The sequence below is a fragment of the Arthrobacter sp. SW1 genome (assembly GCF_001766675.1).
Lineage (GTDB): Bacteria > Actinomycetota > Actinomycetes > Actinomycetales > Micrococcaceae > Arthrobacter.
On the sequence record NZ_MJLT01000012.1, the window covers coordinates 253016 to 274161 of the forward strand.

Sequence of the window (21146 nt, forward strand, 5' to 3'; positions counted from 1 at the left end):
ATGGACATCAGGGGAGCGGTGGCGCTTGTCACCGGCGGCGCGTCGGGCTTGGGGGCCGCAACAGCCAGGAGGTTGTTCGACGCCGGAGCTTCCGTGGTGCTGCTGGATCTTCCGTCCTCGGCGGGCGAGGCTTTTGCGGCGGAACTGAACGGTGCCGTTCCCGGCAGCGGCCCGAAGGCCGTCTTCGTCCCCGCGGACGTGACCGATGAAGCACAGGTGCAGGCCGCCGTCGACGCCGCCACGGCCCTGGGGCCGCTGCGGATCGTGGTGAACTGCGCCGGCGTCGCCACCCCCGGCAAGGTGCTGGGCCGCGACGGAGTGCTGCCGCTGCAAAACTTCACCAAGGTCATCCAGATCAACCTGGTGGGCACTTTCAACGTCATCCGGCTCGCCGCCGCCGCGATGGCCGCCACCGATCCCGTCTCCACCGAGCTCGGCGGCCCGGAGCGCGGCGTCATCATCAACACGGCGTCGGTGGCCGCATTCGACGGCCAGATCGGCCAGCCCGCCTACGCCGCGTCCAAGGGCGCCGTGGCCGCGATGACCCTGCCCGTGGCCCGCGAACTGGCGCGCTCGCTGATCCGGGTGGTGGCCATTGCCCCGGGCATCTTCGAAACCCCCATGTTGGCCGGCCTGCCGCAGGAGGCGCAGGATTCCCTGGGCCAGCAGGTCCCGCACCCGGCGCGGCTCGGCCGCCCCGGCGAGTACGCGAACCTGGTGGCGCACATCGTGGAGAACGCCATGCTCAACGGCGAAACCATCCGCCTGGACGGTGCCATCCGGATGGCACCGAAATGAGCCACAAGACCCCCGCGCCGGACGAGCTCCCTTCGGCGGACTTCTTCGACTTCGAGTCCCTCCTCAGCGTGCAGGAGCAGCGCAAGCTCCAGGAAGTGCGCGAGTTCCTGGCCAGCGAGGTTGCCCCCTACGCCTCGGATTGGTGGGACAAGGCCGAGTTCCCTTCCCACTTGCTGCCCAAGCTGGGCGGGCTCCGGCTGAGCGCGCCCACGCACCGCGGCTACAGCAACCTTTTCGCGGGCCTGGTGATCGCCGAAATGACCCGCGTGGACACCTCGATCGCCACCTTCTTCATGGTCCATCACGATCTTTTCGTTGAGTCGCTGTATGAGTTCGGTTCCCAGGACCAGCAGGACCGCTACCTCGACGACGCCACCAACCTCCGCACCACCGGCGCCTTCGCGCTGACCGAACCGGAGCACGGCTCGGATGTGGCCGGCGGCCTGCAGACCACCGCCAGGCGGGTGCCGGGCGGGACTCCCGACGACGGCGGTGACCACTGGGTGCTGAACGGCGCCAAGCGCTGGATCGGCAACGGGACGTTCTGCGACCACATGCTTGTCTGGGCCCTGGACGAAGCCGAACTCGACGCGGGCCGCAAGGTGGTCCGCGGCTTCATCGTGGACGGCAACCTTCCCGGCATCACCCGCACCAAGATCGAGAACAAGATCGCCCTGCGCACCGTGCAGAACGCCAACATCACCTTCAAGGACGTCCGGATCTCCGAGGCGGACCGCTTCGCCGGGATCAACAGCTTCAACGACACCAACTACCTGCTGCGCGGATCGCGCCTCATGGTCGCCTGGCAGGCGGTGGGGCAGCAGCTGGCAGCGTTCGACGTCGCCCGGCAGTACGCGCTGGAACGCCTCCAGTTCGGTAGGCCGCTGGCGAAGTTCCAGCTGGTCCAGCAGCAACTGGTGGACATGCTCGGCAACGCGGTGGCCAGCATGGGCATGATGGCCAGGATCGCCCAGCTCCAGGAGGACGCCTACGTGGACGCGAAAGGGGAGCGGCACGGCGGGGCGAGCATGGCCCAGGTGGCCCTGGCCAAGTCCTACTGCAGTGCCCGGATGCGTGAAACCGTGGCGATGGGCCGTTCCATCCTGGGCGGCAACGGAATCGTCACCGACTACCGCATGGCGAAGATCTTCGCCGACGCCGAGGCCATCTACACCTACGAAGGCTCCTTCGAGATCAACTCGCTGATCGTTGGCCGGAACGTCACCGGGGTGTCAGCGATTGTGTAGTTTCGCGGCCTCAGCCTGCCGGTAGTGTTGTTCCTCGAAAGTACACATAGAGGGGGAACCCATGTCGGTTGGTTTGTTGGCCGTTGTCGATGACATCCTGAGCGCCGCGCTGAAGGCGTCCTCGAAGGCGGCGGGCGTGGTCATTGACGATGCCGCCGTGACGCCCCAGTACGTGCAGGGCATCACCCCGGCCCGGGAACTGCCGGTGGTCGGCAAGATCGCCTTGGGCTCCATCGCGAACAAGTTCGTGATCATCATCCCCCTCGCCATGCTGCTGACGGCCTTCGCCCCCTGGGTGCTGCCCTATCTCCTCATCCTTGGCGGCACCTACCTCTGCTTCGAAGGCGCGGAAAAGGTGCTCGAATGGTTCGGGATCGAGCACGGGCACGGCGAAGAAGAAGCCCGGGACGAACGCCGTCTGGTGCTCGGCGCCGTCCGCACGGACCTCATTCTGTCCACCGAAATCATGCTGATTTCCCTGGCCAGCCTGGACCCGAACCTGGGCATCTGGACCACCCTCGCCGTACTTTCCGCGATCGCCATCATCATGACCGTTGCCGTCTACGGTGTGGTGGCCTTGCTGGTGAAGATCGACGACGTCGGACTGAAGATGGAGACGAGCCGCAGCCAGGCGGTCCGCCAGTCAGGTGCCGCGATCGTGCGCTCCATGCCGGCAGTGTTCCGCGTGATCAGCGTGGTGGGCACGGTGGCGATGCTCTGGGTGGGTGGCCACTTGGTGATGGTGAACCTCGGCGAGGTGGGCCTACACTTCACCGAAGACCTGCTGCACAGCGTCGAGCACGCGCTCGAACCCCTTGGCGCCGTCATCGTCTGGTTCGGCGACACCCTGATCTCCGCCATCTGCGGCTTCATTGTGGGAATCACCGTGGTCGGCGTGATCCTCGGCATCGGCAAGATGATCGGCAAGCGCCCCAGCTTCAGCGAGGGCGGCGAATCGCCGGAACACGCATCAGCGCATAAGCACTGACCGGCTTTACACGGCGCCCTTACGCGTGCCGCGGGGCGAAGGTTTCTGCCACCGCCACCACGCCGAACGTTCCCAGCACGGTGCCGGTCACGCGGTCGATCCAGCGGCGGAACTGTGCGCCCTGCAGCCACTTCCGGAAGAACTGGGCGGCTGAAATGATGACGGCGAACCACACCACGGCCTCCACGTTGCTCACCACGGAAAGCAGCAGACCCATCCACACGGCGGGCACCTCCGGCACCAGGAACTGTGGGATGACGGCGATGCAGAACATGCCGTACTTCGGGTTGAGCAGATTGGACACGAAGCCTTTCAACCAGGTACGGCGAAGCGGTTCGAGGCTCAGGTGCGGCAAGGCACCCGGCGGCAGTTCGGCGTCGGACTTCTTCAGCGAGGCGCGCCAGAGCCCGATCCCCAGCCACAGCATGTACGCGGCACCACCCAGGCGCAGCGCGTCGTAGGCCACGGTGGAGACGGTGAGCAGCGCCGAAACCCCTGTCGCCGCGGCGGCGCCCCAAACGAATGCTCCCGCGATCATTCCGAAGGCCGCCATGTAGGCGTGGCGGCGGCCCTGGGCGATCGAATAGCGGAGCACCAGCGCGGTGTCCGTGCCCGGGATGACCGTGATGAGGGCGGCGAGTGCGGCGTAGCCGAGAAGGGATTCCTGAAGCGTCACCCTCCAAGGATAAGTGGGCTCAGACCACCCGTCCGGACGGCAGTTTTTCGCCCGCTTCCACGGCCACATCGATCGAATTTCCGGCCACAGGCATAGGGCAGGTCCCGTAGGGCGTGAACGCGCTGGGGTAGTTGATGGCGCGGTTGAAGTCGAGCACTACGGAGCCGTCCGGACGGGGGCGCGGGATGGCGAGCTTGCGCCACTCATCCGTGGTGTTCCCGTTCGTTTCATCGTGGAAGGTGACGTTGAGGGCGCCGAGCTTTTCCTCCTCGGCGTGCAGGCGGACCTCGTGTTCCCGGCCCGGGACGTGGAAGACCACCTCGCCTACGGAACGGTGCACGCCGTCCACCAGCGGATTCGCGGTGCCGATCGGCACGTCCACGGGCTCAGGGTAGGTCTCGAAGCGGCCCGTGATCACCCAGTCCGGCTTGTAGTCGAAGGTGGGAACGCCGTCGAATTCCGTCAGCACGGGCGAGGCGTCATCCCGGGTGCGGATGGCGTACTTGTCCGCGCGCATGGCCAGTTCCACCACCACCTGGGTGCCGTCCGCCCCGCCGAACTGCACCCACATCAGCGATTCCTCGTCCTGCAGCACGGCCGTGATGGTGCCGTCCACCGGCTCCCCGGTTTCCACGAGCGTGAGCCCGTCCGCCGCGCTGGCGGTGAGCGCCGCCGTCGTACCGTCGGTTGACCAGAGTCCCGGAACCAGTTCGACGGCGGACGGCTGGGGTTCCAGCCACTGGAAGGAAGTGAGGGTCAGCCAGCCGTGGGACGTCGCGAGGGCATTGTTCCGGCTGTTGCGGAACCGCTGCCACCGTTCGAGCTGGGCGTCGGCGGGTGCTGTTGCGGTCATGGTTCCTCCGGGTTGCTGCGGTGCGGTCTGCTGCCTTCAACCATGCACCGGCCGGCCCCATTCCCGAAAGCCGTACCCGGGCGTAGGCTCTGGCGCATGGGGATCGACGCGTTGGTGGCAGCGGTAGTCTGCGTTGGCGTCATAGTGGGCGCCATCTGGGCCGGGACCCGGATGGTCTCGCGCGGAGGCATGGCCAAGGGCGCCACCGGGACGTTCGGCAGTGTGTTGACGATGATCGATCCCGCCACCGGCGCACCCACCAGTACAGAGGCCGCGGCCGCGCGTGAAGAGATGAAGCAGAAGCGCCACGAGGTGTATTCGGAGGGGCCGGGAGGCCACGGCGTGGACCTTGCCGCCGGGAAGGTGGTCCTGCCGCGGCTCACCAATAGCAAGCTGCCTTAGTAAGAAACATTGCGGCAGGCTGCAGGCCCAACGGGTAGGATTCTCTGGAATCAGTAATCCGGCTCACAGTATCCAGCGCAGTGTACGGGCCTCCACCATGTCCAGAGGGTACTTTTCTTATGGTTGACACTGCACATTCCAGCGCCGATCTCGCCGCGGAGCTCCGGGCGGACGTCCGCCGCGTTTCCACGCTCCTTGGCGAATCACTGGTCCGCCAGCACGGCCCGGAGTTGCTCAAGCTCGTGGAGCAGGTCCGCCTGCTCACCAAGGAGTCCAAGGAAGCCGCCCGCGGCGGTGCCGATGCCACCGGTCCTTGGAGCGCGCACGACGTCGTCGCCCAGGTCCGCGAGCTGCTCGCCTCCCTGCCGCTGGACGAAGCCACCGAACTGGTCCGCGCGTTCGCCTTCTACTTCCACCTGGCCAACGCCGCCGAGCAGGTCCACCGCGTCCGCGGGCTGCGCACCCGCCAGGAGAAGGACGGCTGGCTGGCCAAGGCCGTCGCCGAGATCGCCGGCGAGGCAGGCCCGGAGGTGCTGCAGGATGTGGTGAACGGCCTGGACGTCCGCCCCATCTTCACTGCCCACCCCACCGAGGCGTCTCGCCGCTCCGTGCTGGACAAGATCCGCAAGCTCTCCGACGTGCTCGCCGAGCCCACCGCCGAAGGCACCTCCGCCCGCCGCCGCCAGGACCGCCAGCTCTCCGAAATCATCGACCAGATGTGGCAGACCGACGAGCTGCGCCAGGTCCGCCCCACCCCGGTGGACGAGGCCCGCAACGCGATCTACTACCTCAACAGCATCCTCAGCGACGCCATGCCGGAGATGCTCACGGACCTTTCCGAGCTGCTCGCCGAGCATGGTGTCAGTCTCCCCGCGCAGGGCGCTCCGCTGCGCTTCGGCTCCTGGATCGGCGGCGACCGCGACGGCAACCCCAACGTCACCGCCGCCGTCACCCGTGAAATCCTGCAGCTGCAGAACCAGCACGCCTTGCGCCTCAGCATCGCGCTGGTCGATGAGCTCATCTCCGTCCTGTCCAACTCCACCGCCCTGGTCGGGGCCGAGCAGGAACTCCTGGACTCGATCGCCGTCGACCTCAAGAACCTGCCGGGCCTGGACAAGCGCATCCTGGAGCTCAACGCCCAGGAGCCGTACCGCCTCAAGCTGACCTGCATCAAGGCCAAGCTCATCAACACCGGCAAGCGCGTGGCCGCGGGCAGCTACCACGAGCCCGGCCGCGACTACGCCACCACCGCGGACATGCTCTCCGAGCTGGAACTGCTGGAAAACTCCCTGCGGAAGCACTCGGCGTCGCTCGTTGCGGACGGTGCGCTGGCACGCGTCCGCCGCACCCTCGCCGCGTTCGGCCTGCACCTGGCCACCCTCGACATCCGCGAGCATGCTGACCACCACCACGACGCCGTGGGGCAGCTGATCGACCGGCTCGGCACCGAAGGGCCTTACGGTGAGCTCAGCCGCGACGACCGCTTCAAGCGGCTCAGTGCCGAACTGGCGTCCCGCCGTCCGCTGTCCGGCCACCCCATTAAGCTCGACGGCGCCGCGGACGGCACGTACGACGTCTTCCGCAGCATCCGCCAGGCTTTGCAGACCTACGGCCCGGACGTCGTCGAGACTTACATCATCTCGATGACCCGCGGCGCGGACGACGTCCTTGCCGCCGCCGTGCTGGCCCGTGAGGCCGGGCTGGTGGACCTCTTCGGCGCGGCACCGCACGCCAAGATCGGCTTCGCCCCGCTGCTGGAAACCGTGGAGGAACTGCGGGCTTCGGCGGAAATCGTGGACCAGCTGCTGTCCGATCCGTCCTACCGGGAGCTGGTGCGCCTGCGCGGGGACGTGCAGGAAATCATGCTGGGCTACTCGGACTCCAACAAGGAATCCGGCGTGCTCACCAGCCAGTGGGAAATCCACAAGACCCAACGCAAGCTGCGCGACGTCGCCGCCAAGCACGGCGTGAACGTCCGCCTGTTCCACGGCCGCGGCGGTTCCGTGGGCCGCGGCGGCGGACCCACCTACGACGCCATCATGGCCCAGCCGAACGGTGTGCTGGAAGGCGCCATCAAGTTCACCGAACAGGGCGAGGTCATCTCGGACAAGTACTCGCTGCCGGAACTGGCCCGCGAGAACCTGGAGCTCTCCCTGGCCGCCGTCATGCAGGGTTCCGCGCTGCACCGCACCCCGCGTACCTCGGAGGACGAGCGCGAACGCTACGGCGAAGTCATGGAGACCATCTCCGACGCCGCCTTCGAACGCTACCGTTCCCTGATCGATGACCCGGACCTGCCCGCGTACTTCCTGGCGTCGACTCCGGTGGAGCAGCTCGGTTCGCTGAACATCGGCTCCCGCCCGTCCAAGCGCCCCGATTCCGGTGCCGGACTGGGCGGCCTGCGCGCCATTCCGTGGGTGTTCGGCTGGACCCAGTCCCGCCAGATCGTGCCCGGCTGGTTCGGCGTTGGATCCGGCCTGAAAGCTGCCCGCGAGGCCGGCCGCACCGAGGAACTGGCCGAGATGATGGACCGCTGGCACTTCTTCCGCTCGGTGATTTCCAATGTGGAGATGACCCTGGCCAAGACGGACATGGACATCGCCGGACACTACGTCTCCTCCCTGGTCCCGGCCGAACTGCACCACCTGTTCGCCGCCATCCGGGCCGAGTACGAGCTCACCGTGGCCGAGGTGGAGCGGCTCACCGGGGAAACCGAGCTGCTGGAAGCCCAGCCCACGCTTAAGCGCTCCCTCGAAATCCGGGACCAGTACCTGGACCCGATCAGCTACCTGCAGGTGGAACTGCTGCGCCGCGTCCGTGAGGCCTCCATCTCCGGCGCCGAGATCGACGAGCGCCTGCAGCGCGCCATGCTCATTACCGTGAACGGCGTGGCCGCCGGCCTGCGCAACACCGGCTAAGGGCTCAACGTAAAAGAGGATGGAGCCCGGGAATTCCCGGACTCCATCCTCTTTTGTTTTCCGCCGGGCCTGGCAGTCGGCCGGGCCCGGCGGTGCATCCGCTGAGGCGCGTGACCTTAGCAGGGCTTGACGGTTCCGCCGATCTCACCGTTCGCGTGGTTGGTGGTGTGGATGTTGATCGAGAACTGGCCGGCCTTCAGGGCGGTGGCCTGCTCCGAGGTCAGCGTGAAGGTGCCGGTGGCACCACCGCTGGTTCCACCGGTGGTGGTCAGGTCAAAGCTGGTGTTGCCGCTGTGCAGGTGCGCACCGGTCACGGCGGAGGACATGCCTGCGTAGAGGCAGGCAACGGTCAGGGTGTTGCCGGTCAGCTTGGCCTGGCACTGGCCCAGGCCATCGGAGTCGACGGGCGGGGTGTGGGTGGCGCCGGACATGAGCACCGTGAATTCCGAGCTGGTGGTCACGGGCGGGGTAGTGGGCGGAGTCGTGGTTCCGCCTCCACCCAGGATCGGAAGGCTGCCGAGCAGGTTGCCGCCGAGCAGGCCGGACAGGCCGTCGGTCAGGCCACCGGTGCCGGGGGTGCCGGGCGTCGGCGTGGTGCCGCCGCCGGTGAGGCCACCCGTGAGGCCGCCCACTACGCTGGTAACGCCCTCTTCGCCGAGGACGCCGGGCAGGAGGCCGCCGGCCGGGGAGCCGGGGGTGCTGCCGGTGCCGCCGACAATGGTGGACAGCGATTCAAGGGTGTTGATGTTCTCGGTGATCTTCAGGACTTCCAGGACGCCCGTGGGGTTGCCGCTGGAGACGTCGCTCAGGGCCGTCTCCCACAGCAGGCGCCAGGTGTCGAAGTGGTCTCCGGCGAAGTTCACGTATTCATCCATGTTGCTCAGGGTCTCGGGGGAGATCCGGTGCAGGATGTCGGTGGCGTCCGTGGTCTTCCAGAGGTAGTTGGGATCCGTGAGCTTCTCCGGGGAGGGCAGGCCCGGGAGGATCAGGTCTGAAAGATCGGCCAGCTTCTCGACCGACGGCACGTTGAGGGTGGTCAGGTCATTGCTGTTCAGCGGAATGCCGATGCCGCCACAGGAGGTGAGCAGGGTGACGTAGTCCGTGCCGTGGCCCTTCACGTGCGAGGGGTTGAAGACCGGAATCCAGCCGAGGGGACCGCCGTAAATGTCAATAACCGGCATTTCGGAATTGCCGATCGCGCCGCTGGCCAGCGAGAGGACCAGGTTTTCGTACGCGGGATCAGTGTGGAATTCGTTGAAGTGGGCGAAACTTCCGAGCAGTGGAATGCCGTCTTCATTGGCCCACATGTGCTCGAGGAAGAACGTGCAGGCGTCGCCGCCTCCATGGCCACCGCCGTGGCCGCCGTCGTGCCCGTCAGCGGCAAAGCCGGCCGGGGCGGTTGCGAGTCCTCCGCCGAGGACAAGAGCTGAGCTGGCCGCAGCGGCAGCCAGCCACTTCCGGCCTGCGCGTGCGAATTTGCTGGACATCTCACTGGCCCTTTCTTCTGAGATTCAAGGAACGGCGGGAACCAACCCGGCGCGCCAAACTTTTGCACATTAGCGAAGAGCCTCCCCCCAATGAGGCGGCTGCCTCATTGGCGACGTTATTCAGTGTGTAAATTGACAGTCAATAACTTTGTAAAGATGTCACCGGCACGTTTTTCGCTGTTTCCGAACGGCAAATTCCCGGCGCATTTCCCCGGCATCCGTGTCCGCAGCGGTGGGCCGCGGGAAGTGCCTTGGCCATTAGGGTGGTGGGGTGCCGTCTTTCCAAGCCAAGTTGAAGATCACCGGGCTCCGGCCCGGCAACGCCCCCGAATCCGTGATGGACTCCGCGGTGGAGGCCTTGGAGACGCGGCACCACGTGGAATCGAACCAGTTGGGCATTGTGGGCGGCGTGCCGCAGATCGTGCTGCGCTTCCTCGTGGAAGCGCGCGACTACCAAGGCGAGAACAGCGAAGCCCGCCTTTCGGCCGAAATGATGCGCGACGCCGTCGAACGCGTTGCGCTGACCGGTTCCCTGTCCGTATTGCGCCGCAGCCGCGGCAAGTGGATGCCCGTCTGAGAAGGAACGAACGCCATGACCTCCCTTGATCCTGCCCTGGTGCTGGAGACCCTCCCGCAGATGCTCCTGGATGTGGCCGCGGTTGAGCGCAACATCGCCATCAAGGAAACCTGGACCCGGGACCACGGCATGGTGCTGGCCCCGCACATCAAGACCACCATGACCGAAGAGATCGTCCGGCGGCAGCTGCCCGGGTGCTGGGGCGTCACCGTGGCCACCACCGCGCAGGCCGCGAAGGCCGCGGAGTGGGGTGCCTCGAGGATCCTGATCGTCAACGAGGTGTTGTTCCGCGCCCATCTCGAGAAACTGCGCGCCATGCTGGCGGAGTCGCCGGAGCTGGAGATCTACGCCCTGGCGGATTCCGCCGCGGGAGTGGCCGCGGCGGCGGAGGTGTTCCGAGGGGCGACGCGGCCGTTGAAGGTGCTGATCGACGTCGGGACGCCCGGCGGCCGCACCGGGATCCGGGCCGCGGAAGAAGCAGGACCACTGGCGGCACTTATCGCCGACGCGGGCGGCCTGCTGCTGGCAGGTGTCAGCGCTTACGAGGGCGTGGCACCGAACGTGCGCACCGAGGAGAACCTGGCCGCCGTCGACGCGCACTGCCGGGTGGCGCGGGACGTCTTTGAGTCGTTGGAATTCGAGGTGGAGGAGCCCGTTTTCACCGTGGGCGGCTCCGCCTTCCAGGACCGTGCCGCGATGTTCCTGCCCGAGGGCGCCGTGAACGTGCTGCGTTCGGGCTGCTACGTGGTGCACGACCACGGAACTTACGCGGGCGTCTCGCCTGTGCCCGGTCTGGAGGCGGCCGCGGTGGTCCGCGCGTTGGTGGTTTCCGGGCCGGAGCCTGGCCGCGTGATCCTGAATGCCGGCAAGCGTGAATTGGCGTACGACGCCGGACTGCCGTTGATCGTGGCCCATCACCGGGGCGGGGAGCTGCTTTCTTCTGGCGGTTCAGGCGCTCCCGCCGGTACTGTCACCAAGCTCTTCGACCACCACGCAATCGTGGACGAGGCTGCCGGCCTCGACGTGGGCGATACCGTGGACCTTGGAATCTCGCACCCGTGCTCGGTCTTCGACCGCTGGCGCGAAGTGGTGGCGGTGTCCGCCGGCGGTGTCGAGGTGTGGAAGCCGGTGTTCTAGGCGGGACGAAATCTGTTGGGGGAGCAGAGGTCATGCGAATAAGAAGGACTGCCGTGGGGGCATCGGTGGTGTTGGGGTGCGTTCTCTCTGCCTGTGCTTCGCCGGGGACGGACGGGCCTGCGATGGTGGGAGGCGGCACCGGGGAGATCTGCACGCCCAACCAGCACGGGAAAACGATGCTCATGGGGGATGTGCTTACGGTCTCGGGTACCACCGCGGTGAGCCTGGATTCGGCGTATCTGCAGGATGAACGCAATGTCAGGCTCGAAGCGGCATGGGCTGTTCCGGTGGAGCCCAAACAGACGGTCGTCACCATGGGCTCCTTGGAAGATTCTTCGATGGCGCAAGGGCTTTGGGCATCGAAACATCCCTTGGCCGGCTACGAGGTCCAGCCGGGTGGGACCGTGAACGTCATCCTGGAAGTCGAGGTTGTGGACCCGCTGCTTGAAGGCTCCACCGCCGGCATGGCTGTCGAATACAGCAGCGGTTCCAGGCCTTTCGTCACGAAGGCCAAGATGGCCTATAGATTCCTCACCACCAACTGCGTGAACCGGTGAACGGCTCCCACAGGTGTTCTAGGCGTCCGGCTCCGGTTCGGAAATATCCAGCGGCTCGTCCACCGGGGAACGGTTGCCGCGCCTCCGGGTGACGATCACTCCCACCATGATGCCGATCACCAAGCCCAAGCCCACCCCGATCAGCGAACTCGCCCAGAACGGCAGCTTCGTGGTTGAGCCCGTGAAATAACCGAGTCCGATCTGCCACGCCGCCCAAAGCAGCCCGCCCAGCGCGGCGCACAGGCTGAAACCGCGGGCGGAGACGTCGGCAATCCCGGCGGCGGCCGACGTCGCGAGCCGTCCTCCCGGAATGAAACGGGCGCCGATGATCGCACCGTAGGTGGACGAACGGCCGGCCTTGGCGATGGCTTCGTGGATGCCGCGGTGTACCCGGCGGCCCCATCTCCAGCGGTCCAGTACGTGGCTGAGGCGGCGCTTGAACAGCTGGAACACCACCATGTCGCCCAGCCAGGACGCACCGGCCGCGAGCAGGCCCACCAGCCACGGATTCACCGTGCCGTCCGCGGCCAGGGCGCCGCCGGTGATGACCGCCATTTCGGAGGGGACGGGCGGGAACACGGCGTCGCCAAGGACCATGGGGATGATCCAGAGGTAGATCGCGCTACCCCAGCCCTCGGCCGTGCTCAAGTCCATGCGCACAAGGTACCGCACTGCAGTGCCAGACTGGTTCCATGCGCATCGAACTCGTTCAGGGCGACATCACCACGCGGCCGGTGGACGCGATCGTCAACGCCGCCAACTCCTCGCTGCTTGGCGGCGGGGGAGTGGACGGCGCCATCCACCGGGCCGCGGGGCCGGAGCTGTTGGAGGCCTGCCGGGAGCTTCGGCGCACGGAACTGCCGGGCGGCCTCCCGGTGGGCGCCGCCGTCGCGACCCCCGGATTCCGGCTCCCGGCCCGCTGGGTGATCCACACCGTGGGCCCCAACCGGCACGCCGGAGAAACGGATCCTGCGCTGCTCGCTTCCTGCTTCCGGGAGAGCCTCGGTGTGGCGGCCGGGCTTGGCGCTTCGTCCGTGGCGTTCCCCGCGGTGAGCGCCGGCGTGTACGGCTGGGACGCGCGGGAGGTCGCCGAAACAGCGCTCGACGCCGTTGCCTCCTTCGGCGCCACGCGGCCGGACAGCGGGGTTGAAGTGGTGGAGTTCGTGCTGTTCAGCGAGCGGCTGCTGGAGGTTTTCCGGGAGGTGCGGGGTTCACTCCCGGAATAGCGCGGCTCAGCCTGCTTGCGGGGCCGGGCTTCCCGCCGTCGTCGTTGCATGGACATGGCTGAGCAACCGACCGGCGCGGAAGTACCAATAGGGCCACAGCACCCAGCCGGTGGCGCCTAGTGCGACGCCGAGGCCGGTTACCGTCCAGCGCAGGGCGTCGGGGCCGGGCAGGACGTACCCCAGTCCCGTGAGCGGAAGGCCGATCAGCAAGGCCGCGCCGATGAACCTGCCCAGGCGGCCGAAACCGCGGGGGAAGTCCGGGCGTTTCAACAGCTGCCGGTGCGCCAGGAGGAACCACAGGGCCTGGACCGTCATCGCCGAGACCGTAGCAATGGTGGAAGGCATGAATTCCAGCACCCCGAAGACCAACAGGAACGAGCTGACTGATCCCGCCACGCTGGCGGCGACCACCACCCATTTCAGGGTTTCGTTGCCGGTATTGGCGGGGAGCCTCCGATGGACCTGCAGGATCACCGGGATGGCGAGGAGGTTGAAGAAGCCGCCGAGGGCGTCGTTGGTGGTGCCGAAAATGTACGGGCCGCCCTTCGGGACCTCGATCGCGTACATCGCGGCGAGGGTCGCGACGCCGGCAACTCCGGTTGCGGCGGCGGTGTAGGCGAAGGCCGAAGCCGTGTGGTCGCCGGGGAGTTCGGGGAGCTGATCACTGCTGTGGTGCTTCATGGATCCTCCTTGGAATCCAGGGCGGCGCCGGCCGCAAAGCGATGAAATTGGCCCCAGCAGTCCAATGGTATTCCTGCGTGCGGAGGATGGGCAGGGGATTATGGGCGGAAGGCGATATCGCGATGTCTCTGACGGCGGTCGCGACGTTCCTTCCCGCTTGCATCCCGAACCCAGGCCAAGGGGCGGGGCATTTTCTGCGGAATTCCGCGGTTTTGGCTTACGTGAGACAGAAGCAAGTGGGGAGGAGCGTCAGCTTGCGGTCCTCGGAGCCTCCACAACAACCTTCTTAGTCCGACAGAACCTGGAACATCACATGGTCCTGCCAACGGCCCGCGATCTTGAGGTACTTAGGGGCGAGCCCGTAGCGTTCGAATCCGTTGCGCGTAAGCACCCGCTGTGACGAAGCGTTGTGCAGCAGGGTTTCCGCCTGGAGCCGGTGCAGGCCGAGCTCCTTGAAAGCGATGTCCTTGACTTCGGCGACAGCCCTGCTGGCCAAGCCATGCCCGTTGTGTTTTCTGCTTACCCAGTACCCGATCCCGCCCGACTCCAAAGCACCCCTGACAATGCCGCCGATGTTGATCCGCCCCACCAGCCCGCCGTCGGGAGCGGTGATTGCCAACGGAACCATGAGGCCGGCTTCGAACGATTTCAGCGCCTCGCCGATAAGGCGATGTTGGGTCTCCGCAGTGAAGAAGTCGTCATCGCGCAGAGGATCCCAAGGCGCCAGGAAATCCCGGTTCTCAGCAAGGACCTTGGCCAGCGCCGCGGCGTCTTCCAAGGTGATAAGTCGTGTGACTGCCATGCGGGTCCTCCTGCGTTACCGCGCCTCGCTGAGCTCCAGTTCGCTGCGGTACTCCACCGGCTTCTTGCTGATCGGGTCCACGAAACGGATGCCACGGGCCAGGAGCTGCAGCGGCTTGTCGTAATTGTCGGGCGCCTTGTCCAGAAGCTCGGGATAGAACGCATCGTTCACGATCCCCAAACCCAAGGACGCCATGTGCACGCGCAACTGGTGCGTCTTTCCGGTGTGCGGCTCCAAACGGTACAGCGCCCGCCTGCCGGCCGCTCCGGCGTCGAACGTTCTCAGCTGCTCGATGCGTGTCTCGGTGTTCGGCTCGCCTTCCACCACCTCCGCCAGGAGGTAATCGCGCGACTTGACCATGCGGTTGCGCACCAGCGCGGGGAACTCGACGGCGGGATGCCCGATCGCGGGCTCGGCGGCGGACACGCACTCGTACTCTTTTTGCACCTGGCGCTTCTCGAACAGCACCTGGTATTTCCCGCGGGTCTCCGGGTTAGTGGACAGCAACAGTACGCCGGCGGTCATGCGGTCCAGCCGGTGCATCGGGATGAGGTCCGGCAGGCCAAGCTGGTTCCGCAGGCGCACCAGCGCGGTCTCCTGGATGTAGGTGCCGCCCGGCGTGGTGGGCAGGAAGTGTGGTTTGTCCACCACCAGCAGGTGTTCGTCCTGGTGCAGGATGGTGATTTCCACCGGCAGCCGGGTCTCCTGCGGCAGCGTGCGGTAGTACCAAATGAAGGTGTGGTGGTCCAGGGGAGTGTTCCGGTCCAGCGGAACACCGCCTTCGCCCACGATCTCCCCGGCGTCGAAGCGGTCCTCGATGCCCTGCGGATCGATGTGCCCCCAACGGTGCATCATGTAGTCCATCGCGGTATCCCACGGGCCTTCGTCCGGCAGGCGCAGGCGGGTGGCGTTCACACCGTCGCGCACGGGAAGGGGGGATTGCATCACCGGACAATTCTACGTGGGCTGCTTGCGGGCCTTTCGCCGGGGCCTGCCCCCTTGGCGGAGCCCGGCGTAGTCTGGCCGCATGACTGCTTTCCGAATGGACCATGTGGGTGTCACCGTACAGGACCTTGACCGGGCCATCGCCTTCTTCGAGGCGCTCGGCCTCGAAACGGAGGGACGCTCGGAAGTCGGCGGGCCGTGGGCGGACCGGGTCAACGGCCTGGACGGAACCCGGGTGGACATGGCGATGATGCGGCCGCCGGGCGGAAACGGAACCAAGCTGGAGCTCACCCGCTTCGTCTCGCCGGAGCCCGTGGGCGAGATGGGCCGGCCCGTCAACTCCTTCGGCTTCAGCCACATCTGCTACGAGGTGGACGACGTCGAAGCGGTCGTCGCCAAAGCGCGCGAAGCCGGCTACGGGCTGGTCCGCGAACTCGTGAACTACGAAAACGTCTATCGGCTCGCCTACATCAGCGGACCGGAAGGCTTGCTCGTCGAGGTGGCGCAGGCGCTGTAGTCGGGCGGTCCGGGAGCTTGCCCCAAAACCGACGGCAAAAAAGTTCTTGACAAAAAAAGTTGTCGGTAGGCATGATGGACGCATGTTGGACATCGAAGTGATTGAGGACCCGGCGGCCGCGGAGGCGTCGCTGGATCCGATCCGCACCCGCATTCTCCGGGAGCTCGCGGAGCCGGCCTCGGCCACGCAGCTCGCCGCCAAGGTGGGCCTGCCCCGGCAGAAGGTCAACTACCACCTCAAGGCCCTCGAAGCCCACGGCTTGGTGGAACTTGTGGAGGAGAGGAAGAAGGGCAACGTCACCGAGCGCATTGTGTGCGCGACGGCGGCCTCGTACCTGATCTCGCCGGTCGCCCTGGCCTCCGTGGCCCCGGACCCCCGCCGCTTCGCCGACCGCTTCTCCGCCTTCTGGCTGCTGGCGCTCGCAGGCCGCACGGTCCAGGAAATGGGCAAGCTGATCGCCGGCGCCGCCGTGGCCAGGAAGAAGCTGGCCAGCTTTGCCATCGACGGCGAAATCACCTTCAAAACCGCCGCGGACCGGGCCGCCTTCGCCGAGGAACTCGGCGTCGCGGTGACTCGGCTCGTGGACAAGTACCACGACGGCGGCGCAGGCGGCGGACGCAAGCACCGGCTCGTCGTCGCGCTTCACCCCGCACTCAAGAACGCACAGAACCAGGCAGAAAAGGACCAAGGCAATGACCAGTAACCGTGAGTTTGAAATCGTCTTCGACGGCGAAATCCCCGGCACGCCCGAACGCATCTGGGAAGCCGTCACCAACGGCACCGCGGGGTGGATGTTCCCCACGGACCAGTGGCCCTCCGTCAAGACTGTGGAGGAGTACCCGAACCACCTGGTGAACCGCATGGACGGCCCGGACGGCTGGTTCAACCAGCTGGAACATGTCATCGAGCCGCTGGAGGGCGGCCGCGCCAAGCTCCACTACGTGCACAGCGGGATCTTCCAGGACAACTGGGACGAACAGTACGACGGCGCCAGCAAGCACACCGCCTTCTACCTGCACACCCTGGGCCAGTACCTCCAGCACTTCGACGGCAAGCCCGTGGTGTTCACCGACATCCAGGCTCCGGCCGCCTCGCAGAGCCCGGACGGCTTTGTGCGCCTGAAGAAAGCGTTGGGCGTGGACGGTGTTGCGCAGGGTTCCGCCGTCGAGGTGGAGGTCGACGGCGTGGGGCGGCTGAGCGGCGAACTGGACTTCTCGAACGAGAACTTCCTGGGCCTGCGCACCGCGGACGCGCTGTACCGCTTCTTCGGACGCAACGCCTTCGGCGCCACGGTGGGCATGACGGTCCACGATTTCAGCGGCAACGGCGACTCCGAGGCCACGGCCAAGGCCTGGGGCGGGTACCTGGAGAAGGTGTACGCCTAGGCAACAGCAAATGCGGGGCCCGCTCTGCGTCCTTTCGGAGGATCCAAGGACGTAGAGCGGGCCCCGCAGTGCGCTGGCCTAGGCCGGCTGTTCGATCGGCACCCAGATGTGGAAGCGGGCCAGCGAAAAGTCGCTGTTGTACTCGGTCTGCAGCAGTTCGGGCCCAGGTGCTGACTGGTACGAATGCGCCGGGAACCACTGGGTGAAGATGTCCCGCCAGAGGTACTGGATGGTGGTGATCTCCGGTCCCTCGCCGCTGAACACGGCCCAGCTGGCTGCGGGCAGCGGGAGCACCGCCAGGCCTTCGGGCGCCTTCTGCGTGGTGGCAACGGCAAGGTAATAGTCCAGTTCGCTGCCCTCGCTGCGGTCCCCGGAAATGTTGTCGGTGACGGACAGCACCCCGCGGGGTTCCACGTCGGACAGTTCCTTGAGCTTGACCAGTGCCGCGCGGTCCACGCTCCGGTTGAACTCTTCGATGGCGGGGTTGGGGCCTTCGTGCACCAAGGGGACCCGCGTGCTGAATCCCACCAGGTTCATCGCCGGGGTAGTGACGATCTTGTAGTCCATGGTTCGGTCTCCTTCGAGTGTAAGGGTGATCCGCAGGCGGGGCTGGGTGCGCAGCGGGCCTTTGCCACGGAGGGCATCGCCTGCCGTCACGCCGTGGAAGGCAAGGAACGCGCGGGAAAAGGCCTCCGTGGAGGAGTAACCCGAGCGCACGGCCACGTCCAGGAGGGTGTTGTTCCCGGCGGCCAGCAGCGGTGCGGCAACCGTCAGGCGCCTGCGGCGGATGTACTCCGAAAGGGGCATGCCGGCCAGCGCGGAGAAGATCCTGCGGAAGTGGTACTCCGAGGACAGCGTGTAACGCGCAAGAACGGCCGGGTCGATCTCATCGCCCAAGTGCTGCTCGATATGTTCCAGTGCCCGGGCGAATCCTTCGATCATTGCTTTTCCTTTCGACCATTCCACGCTAACGACGGCGTCACCTGCCCCGCCCGACTATCCGTGCCCGCTTTTATCGGGTCCGCCTTCGCCCGGGCCGGGTTACGCGATCGCCGCGGCCTCCGGCTCCTTCAAGGTGCGCCGCAGCTGAGGCGCGGCGTCCAGCCGGTCCTGCGCAGCGCGCAGGGCGAGGACCGCCGTCGTGAGCTGTTCCGGCGGGAGCGTGAACGGCACACGCAGGAAGTGTTCGAAGGAGCCGCCGACGCCGAAGCGCGGCCCCGCGGCCACCCGCAGTCCGAAGTCGGGAGCCAACACCGTGAGGGCCGTGCTCGACGCCGATGGCAATCTGCACCACACTGTCAGGCCGCCCCGGGGGCGCTCGAAGTGCCAGTCCGGGAGGTGCTCGGCGAGTAGGCCAAGCAGCGTTTCCCGGTTGCCACGCAGTGCCTCGAGCCGGGCGCCCAGGGGCTCGGCGAAACTGCGCACCAGTCGCGCGGCGGCGAGCTGCTCCACCACAGGACCGCCAAGGTCCATGGTGGTCCGCGTCGCGGTGAACCGGGCGATCAGCTCTTCCTCTGCCCGGATCCAGCCCGTCCGCAGGCCGGCCCAATGCGATTTGCTGAGCGAACCGATCGATACCACCGCGGGACTGAACGCGGCGAGCGGCGAGGTGCCGACGCCGTCGAGGTCCAGGGCGCGCAAGGTCTCATCCACCACCAGGACCGTCCCGGTGCCGGCGGCCTCGCGGACCAGCCGCCTCCGCTGCAGATCCGACATGACGCGCCCGGTGGGGTTGTGGAAATCCGGAACGAGGTACGCCATGGCCGGGCGCTGCTGCCGCATGGCCGCCACCATGGCCTCCACGTCCCACGCCGCACCGCCCGCCGCGGGCCCCTCCGGCGCGGCGGGCAACGGCGCCGGAACAATCCGGGAGCCCGAGGCGCGGATGGCATCCAGGGCGTTCGGGTACGTGGGGTGGTCCACCAGCACCTTCTGCTGCCGGCCCGCGAGAGTGCGCAGGATGATGTTGAGCGCGTGCTGGGCGCCGGAGGTCACCAGGATCTGGGCCGCCGACGTCGGCACACCGGCTTGCGTGTAATGCGCGGCGATCGCTTCGCGCAGTTCCGGAAGGCCGAGGGGGTCGTAGCCGAAGCCGGGCAGCAGTGCCGGCAGCTCGGTCAGCGCATCCGCGAAGGCCCGGTGCACCACCTCGCCGGTGGCGGGCAGGGAAGCGTAGGCGAGATCGATGACGCCGTCCGGCGCCACCAATCCGGGCATCTGTGCCGGCGCTGCCCGGTGGGGGAGCCGGGTGCGGGCGCGGCTTCCCTGGCTGGCGCTGAGGAAGCCCTGCTCGCGCAGGCTCGCGTAGGCGGCGGTGACGGTGGTGCGGCTGACCCCGAGCGTTTCGGCGAGGGCGCGTTCGCTCGGCAGTGCGACGTCCAGTGCGATGCGTCCGTCCAGTACCAGGAGGCGTACGACGTCGGCCAGCTCGCGGTAGGCGGGGCCCGCGCCGCTGTTCCATGCGGGCAGGAGCCGGGCGAGGGCTGCCGGGCTCAGCGAACCCGAGGGCTTTGTGGCGGAGAGCATAGGACCAGTATTCCAAACTGGCTATGGAAAGCAATGCCAGTTGCCGTGGAGGATGGAGCCATGATGACCCGAAGAATCACCCAGCTCCTGATCGGCCTCGCGATGTATGGCATCTCCCTGGCCATGTTTATCCGTGCCGGTCTTGGCCTGGACCCTTGGGACGTGTTCCACCAGGGGCTCGCCGTGAAGCTCGGTTGGAGCATGGGCACCGTGGTGATTGTGGTCAGCTTCCTGGTGCTGTTGCTTTGGATCCCCCTGCGGCAGATGCCCGGATTCGGAACCCTGGCCAATGCAGTGTTGGTGGGTGTCTTCGCGGACGTGGGGCTGGCGCTGATCCCGTCCTTCTCACATCTGGGCGGCCAGATCGCGATGCTCGCCGGTGCCGTGCTGCTCAACGGCATCGCGTCAGCGTGCTACATCGGTGCCCGCCTTGGCCCGGGTGCCCGCGACGGCCTGATGACCGGCCTGGCCCGACGCACCGGATGGTCCGTGCGCCTGTCCCGCACGCTGATCGAAGTGGTGGTGCTGGCTTCCGGCTTCGCCCTGGGCGGCACCGTGGGCGTGGGCACGGTGGTCTACGCGCTCTCGATCGGTCCCTTGGTCCAGCTGCTGCTGCCACGGTTCATGGTTCCGGAGAAGGCTGCTGCCGGGGTCCCTGCGGTGGATGCTGCGCCGGATGATGCACGGGCCGGTGACGCTGAGCCTGAGGCGGCTGCGAAGGCCTGACCTTATTCCTTCCCTGCGACGCGGGTAATTCCTGACGCACCTGGAATTCCCGCGTCGTTTGGAAGGAACCGCGTCGCAGGGGACGGAGCGGGTCGTGCGGTCAGTCGCGCAGCGGAACTCCGCGGGCGTCCCTGCGGAAGGATTCGTAACCGACCAGGATCAGGATGCCCTCCACGAAGCCCCACAGGCTCGCGATGCCGAAGGTCACGAAACTCAGGACCAGCTGGATGACGCCGATGGTGGTGTAGCCCAGGTAGAAGCGGTGGATGCCGAGCCCGCCCAGGAAAAGTCCCAGGAGTCCGGCGACAATTTTCGACTTCGGCTCCGCGTAGCCGTACGCCGGGTTCTGCGGCTGCGCGTAATACTGCGGCTGCTGGGGACCGGGCTGCTGTCCGGGATAGGGCTGCTGCTCGGGGCCGGGCTGCGCGTAGTACGGCTGCTGAGGTGCTTGGAACTGGGGTGGTGCCTGGTACGGCTGCTGCTGCGGGGCGCCGGGCTGGCCGGGGTAAGGCGGTTGCGGCGTGGGCTGCCGCGGTGCTTCGAAATGCGGCGGCTGCCCGTAGGCCGGCGGCTGTGCGGCAGGAGCCTGATCGGGGGCCGGAATCGAATCCGGGGCCGGGGTCCGCTCGGGGTTCGGCGATGTCATGGTGTTGCCTTTCGGATGATGGATGTGCAGCCACGGCGACCGGGCGGCAGCC

Annotated in this window: 23 protein-coding genes; 13 read left to right on the plus strand and 10 right to left on the minus strand. The window is 67.0% G+C overall.

The annotated features are described in order from the left end of the window. From BIU82_RS08555 to BIU82_RS08565, 3 genes are all read left to right on the plus strand, one after another. The gene (locus tag BIU82_RS08555) at positions 1–798 is read left to right on the plus strand and encodes an SDR family NAD(P)-dependent oxidoreductase (protein WP_070349034.1); all 798 of its coding nucleotides are present in this window, start codon (positions 1–3) and stop codon (positions 796–798) included. Next, on the plus strand, positions 795–2045 hold the full coding sequence (locus BIU82_RS08560; protein WP_070349035.1) for an acyl-CoA dehydrogenase family protein: 1251 nt from the start codon (positions 795–797) through the stop codon (positions 2043–2045). Before BIU82_RS08555 ends, BIU82_RS08560 begins: the two co-directional genes overlap by 4 nt. A 61-nt stretch (positions 2046–2106) precedes the next feature. Continuing rightward, a complete protein-coding gene (locus BIU82_RS08565; RefSeq protein ID WP_070349036.1) occupies positions 2107–3033 on the plus strand; it encodes a DUF808 domain-containing protein in 927 nt (308 codons plus the stop codon). Positions 3034–3052: 19 nt separating this feature from the next. Here BIU82_RS08565 and BIU82_RS08570 read toward each other — a convergent pair whose 3' ends face one another. Together BIU82_RS08570 and BIU82_RS08575 are read right to left on the minus strand one after the other, a co-directional pair. Then, positions 3053–3709: a LysE family translocator gene (locus BIU82_RS08570; protein ID WP_070349037.1), complete on the minus strand. Its 657-nt coding sequence runs from the start codon at positions 3707–3709 to the stop codon at positions 3053–3055. A gap of 19 nt (positions 3710–3728) precedes the next feature. Then, positions 3729–4562 (minus strand): DUF1684 domain-containing protein, encoded by an 834-nt coding sequence (locus tag BIU82_RS08575; RefSeq protein WP_070349038.1) that lies wholly within the window; start codon positions 4560–4562, stop codon positions 3729–3731. 96 nt (positions 4563–4658) lie between these two features. Between BIU82_RS08575 and BIU82_RS08580 the strand changes: the two genes are divergently transcribed. Beyond that, positions 4659–4964, plus strand: a complete 306-nt coding sequence (locus BIU82_RS08580; protein ID WP_070349039.1) for a hypothetical protein — start codon at positions 4659–4661, stop codon at positions 4962–4964. Positions 4965–5083: 119 nt separating this feature from the next. Next, the gene (gene ppc, locus BIU82_RS08585) at positions 5084–7882 is read left to right on the plus strand and encodes a phosphoenolpyruvate carboxylase (protein WP_070349040.1); all 2799 of its coding nucleotides are present in this window, start codon (positions 5084–5086) and stop codon (positions 7880–7882) included. A 116-nt stretch (positions 7883–7998) separates the two neighbouring features. Here ppc and BIU82_RS08590 read toward each other — a convergent pair whose 3' ends face one another. Continuing rightward, complete coding sequence (locus tag BIU82_RS08590; RefSeq protein ID WP_139146541.1) at positions 7999–9369, minus strand: CHRD domain-containing protein; 1371 nt, start codon at positions 9367–9369, stop codon at positions 7999–8001. Positions 9370–9640: 271 nt separating this feature from the next. Between BIU82_RS08590 and BIU82_RS08595 the strand changes: the two genes are divergently transcribed. The 3 genes from BIU82_RS08595 to BIU82_RS08605 all read left to right on the plus strand — a co-directional run bounded on the left by BIU82_RS08595 (position 9641) and on the right by BIU82_RS08605 (position 11640). Continuing rightward, positions 9641–9946: a hypothetical protein gene (locus tag BIU82_RS08595; protein WP_070349042.1), complete on the plus strand. Its 306-nt coding sequence runs from the start codon at positions 9641–9643 to the stop codon at positions 9944–9946. 15 nt (positions 9947–9961) lie between these two features. Next, positions 9962–11083: an alanine racemase gene (locus tag BIU82_RS08600; RefSeq protein WP_070349043.1), complete on the plus strand. Its 1122-nt coding sequence runs from the start codon at positions 9962–9964 to the stop codon at positions 11081–11083. A gap of 182 nt (positions 11084–11265) precedes the next feature. Next, entirely contained in the window at positions 11266–11640 is a 375-nt protein-coding gene (locus tag BIU82_RS08605) for a hypothetical protein (RefSeq protein ID WP_139146542.1), read from the plus strand. An 18-nt stretch (positions 11641–11658) separates the two neighbouring features. On the opposite strand, the gene BIU82_RS08610 is transcribed toward BIU82_RS08605, so the two are convergent. Continuing rightward, positions 11659–12294: a VTT domain-containing protein gene (locus tag BIU82_RS08610; RefSeq protein ID WP_070349045.1), complete on the minus strand. Its 636-nt coding sequence runs from the start codon at positions 12292–12294 to the stop codon at positions 11659–11661. 38 nt (positions 12295–12332) lie between these two features. Here BIU82_RS08610 and BIU82_RS08615 point away from each other — a divergent pair, with 38 nt between their 5' ends. Further along, entirely contained in the window at positions 12333–12866 is a 534-nt protein-coding gene (locus BIU82_RS08615) for an O-acetyl-ADP-ribose deacetylase (protein ID WP_070349046.1), read from the plus strand. 6 nt (positions 12867–12872) lie between these two features. Here BIU82_RS08615 and BIU82_RS08620 read toward each other — a convergent pair whose 3' ends face one another. From BIU82_RS08620 to BIU82_RS08630, 3 genes are all read right to left on the minus strand, one after another. Then, complete coding sequence (locus BIU82_RS08620; protein ID WP_070349047.1) at positions 12873–13547, minus strand: hypothetical protein; 675 nt, start codon at positions 13545–13547, stop codon at positions 12873–12875. 286 nt (positions 13548–13833) lie between these two features. Next, a complete protein-coding gene (locus tag BIU82_RS08625) occupies positions 13834–14349 on the minus strand; it encodes a GNAT family protein (RefSeq protein WP_070349048.1) in 516 nt (171 codons plus the stop codon). Positions 14350–14364: 15 nt separating this feature from the next. Beyond that, positions 14365–15294, minus strand: a complete 930-nt coding sequence (locus tag BIU82_RS08630; protein ID WP_070349049.1) for an RluA family pseudouridine synthase — start codon at positions 15292–15294, stop codon at positions 14365–14367. Positions 15295–15376: 82 nt separating this feature from the next. Here BIU82_RS08630 and BIU82_RS08635 point away from each other — a divergent pair, with 82 nt between their 5' ends. The 3 genes from BIU82_RS08635 (at position 15377) to BIU82_RS08645 (ending at position 17196) form a co-directional block, all read left to right on the plus strand. Then, positions 15377–15811, plus strand: coding sequence for a VOC family protein (locus BIU82_RS08635; RefSeq protein ID WP_216099004.1), 435 nt, complete (start codon positions 15377–15379; stop codon positions 15809–15811). 82 nt (positions 15812–15893) lie between these two features. Then, a complete protein-coding gene (locus BIU82_RS08640) occupies positions 15894–16514 on the plus strand; it encodes a helix-turn-helix domain-containing protein (RefSeq protein ID WP_070349051.1) in 621 nt (206 codons plus the stop codon). After that, positions 16504–17196, plus strand: coding sequence for an ATPase (locus BIU82_RS08645; RefSeq protein ID WP_070349052.1), 693 nt, complete (start codon positions 16504–16506; stop codon positions 17194–17196). Before BIU82_RS08640 ends, BIU82_RS08645 begins: the two co-directional genes overlap by 11 nt. A gap of 78 nt (positions 17197–17274) precedes the next feature. Here the strand turns inward: BIU82_RS08645 and BIU82_RS08650 are convergent, their stop codons facing one another. Together BIU82_RS08650 and BIU82_RS08655 are read right to left on the minus strand one after the other, a co-directional pair. Continuing rightward, positions 17275–18138 carry an AraC family transcriptional regulator gene (locus BIU82_RS08650; protein ID WP_070349053.1) on the minus strand — a complete coding sequence of 288 codons (864 nt, stop codon included), beginning with the start codon at positions 18136–18138 and terminating at the stop codon, positions 17275–17277. 99 nt (positions 18139–18237) lie between these two features. Then, positions 18238–19722, minus strand: coding sequence for a PLP-dependent aminotransferase family protein (locus tag BIU82_RS08655; RefSeq protein ID WP_070349054.1), 1485 nt, complete (start codon positions 19720–19722; stop codon positions 18238–18240). Positions 19723–19782: 60 nt separating this feature from the next. Between BIU82_RS08655 and BIU82_RS08660 the strand changes: the two genes are divergently transcribed. Beyond that, entirely contained in the window at positions 19783–20448 is a 666-nt protein-coding gene (locus tag BIU82_RS08660) for a hypothetical protein (RefSeq protein WP_070349166.1), read from the plus strand. 100 nt (positions 20449–20548) lie between these two features. Here BIU82_RS08660 and BIU82_RS08665 read toward each other — a convergent pair whose 3' ends face one another. Beyond that, positions 20549–21094, minus strand: coding sequence for a TM2 domain-containing protein (locus tag BIU82_RS08665; RefSeq protein WP_216099005.1), 546 nt, complete (start codon positions 21092–21094; stop codon positions 20549–20551). Positions 21095–21146: the final 52 nt, after the last annotated feature.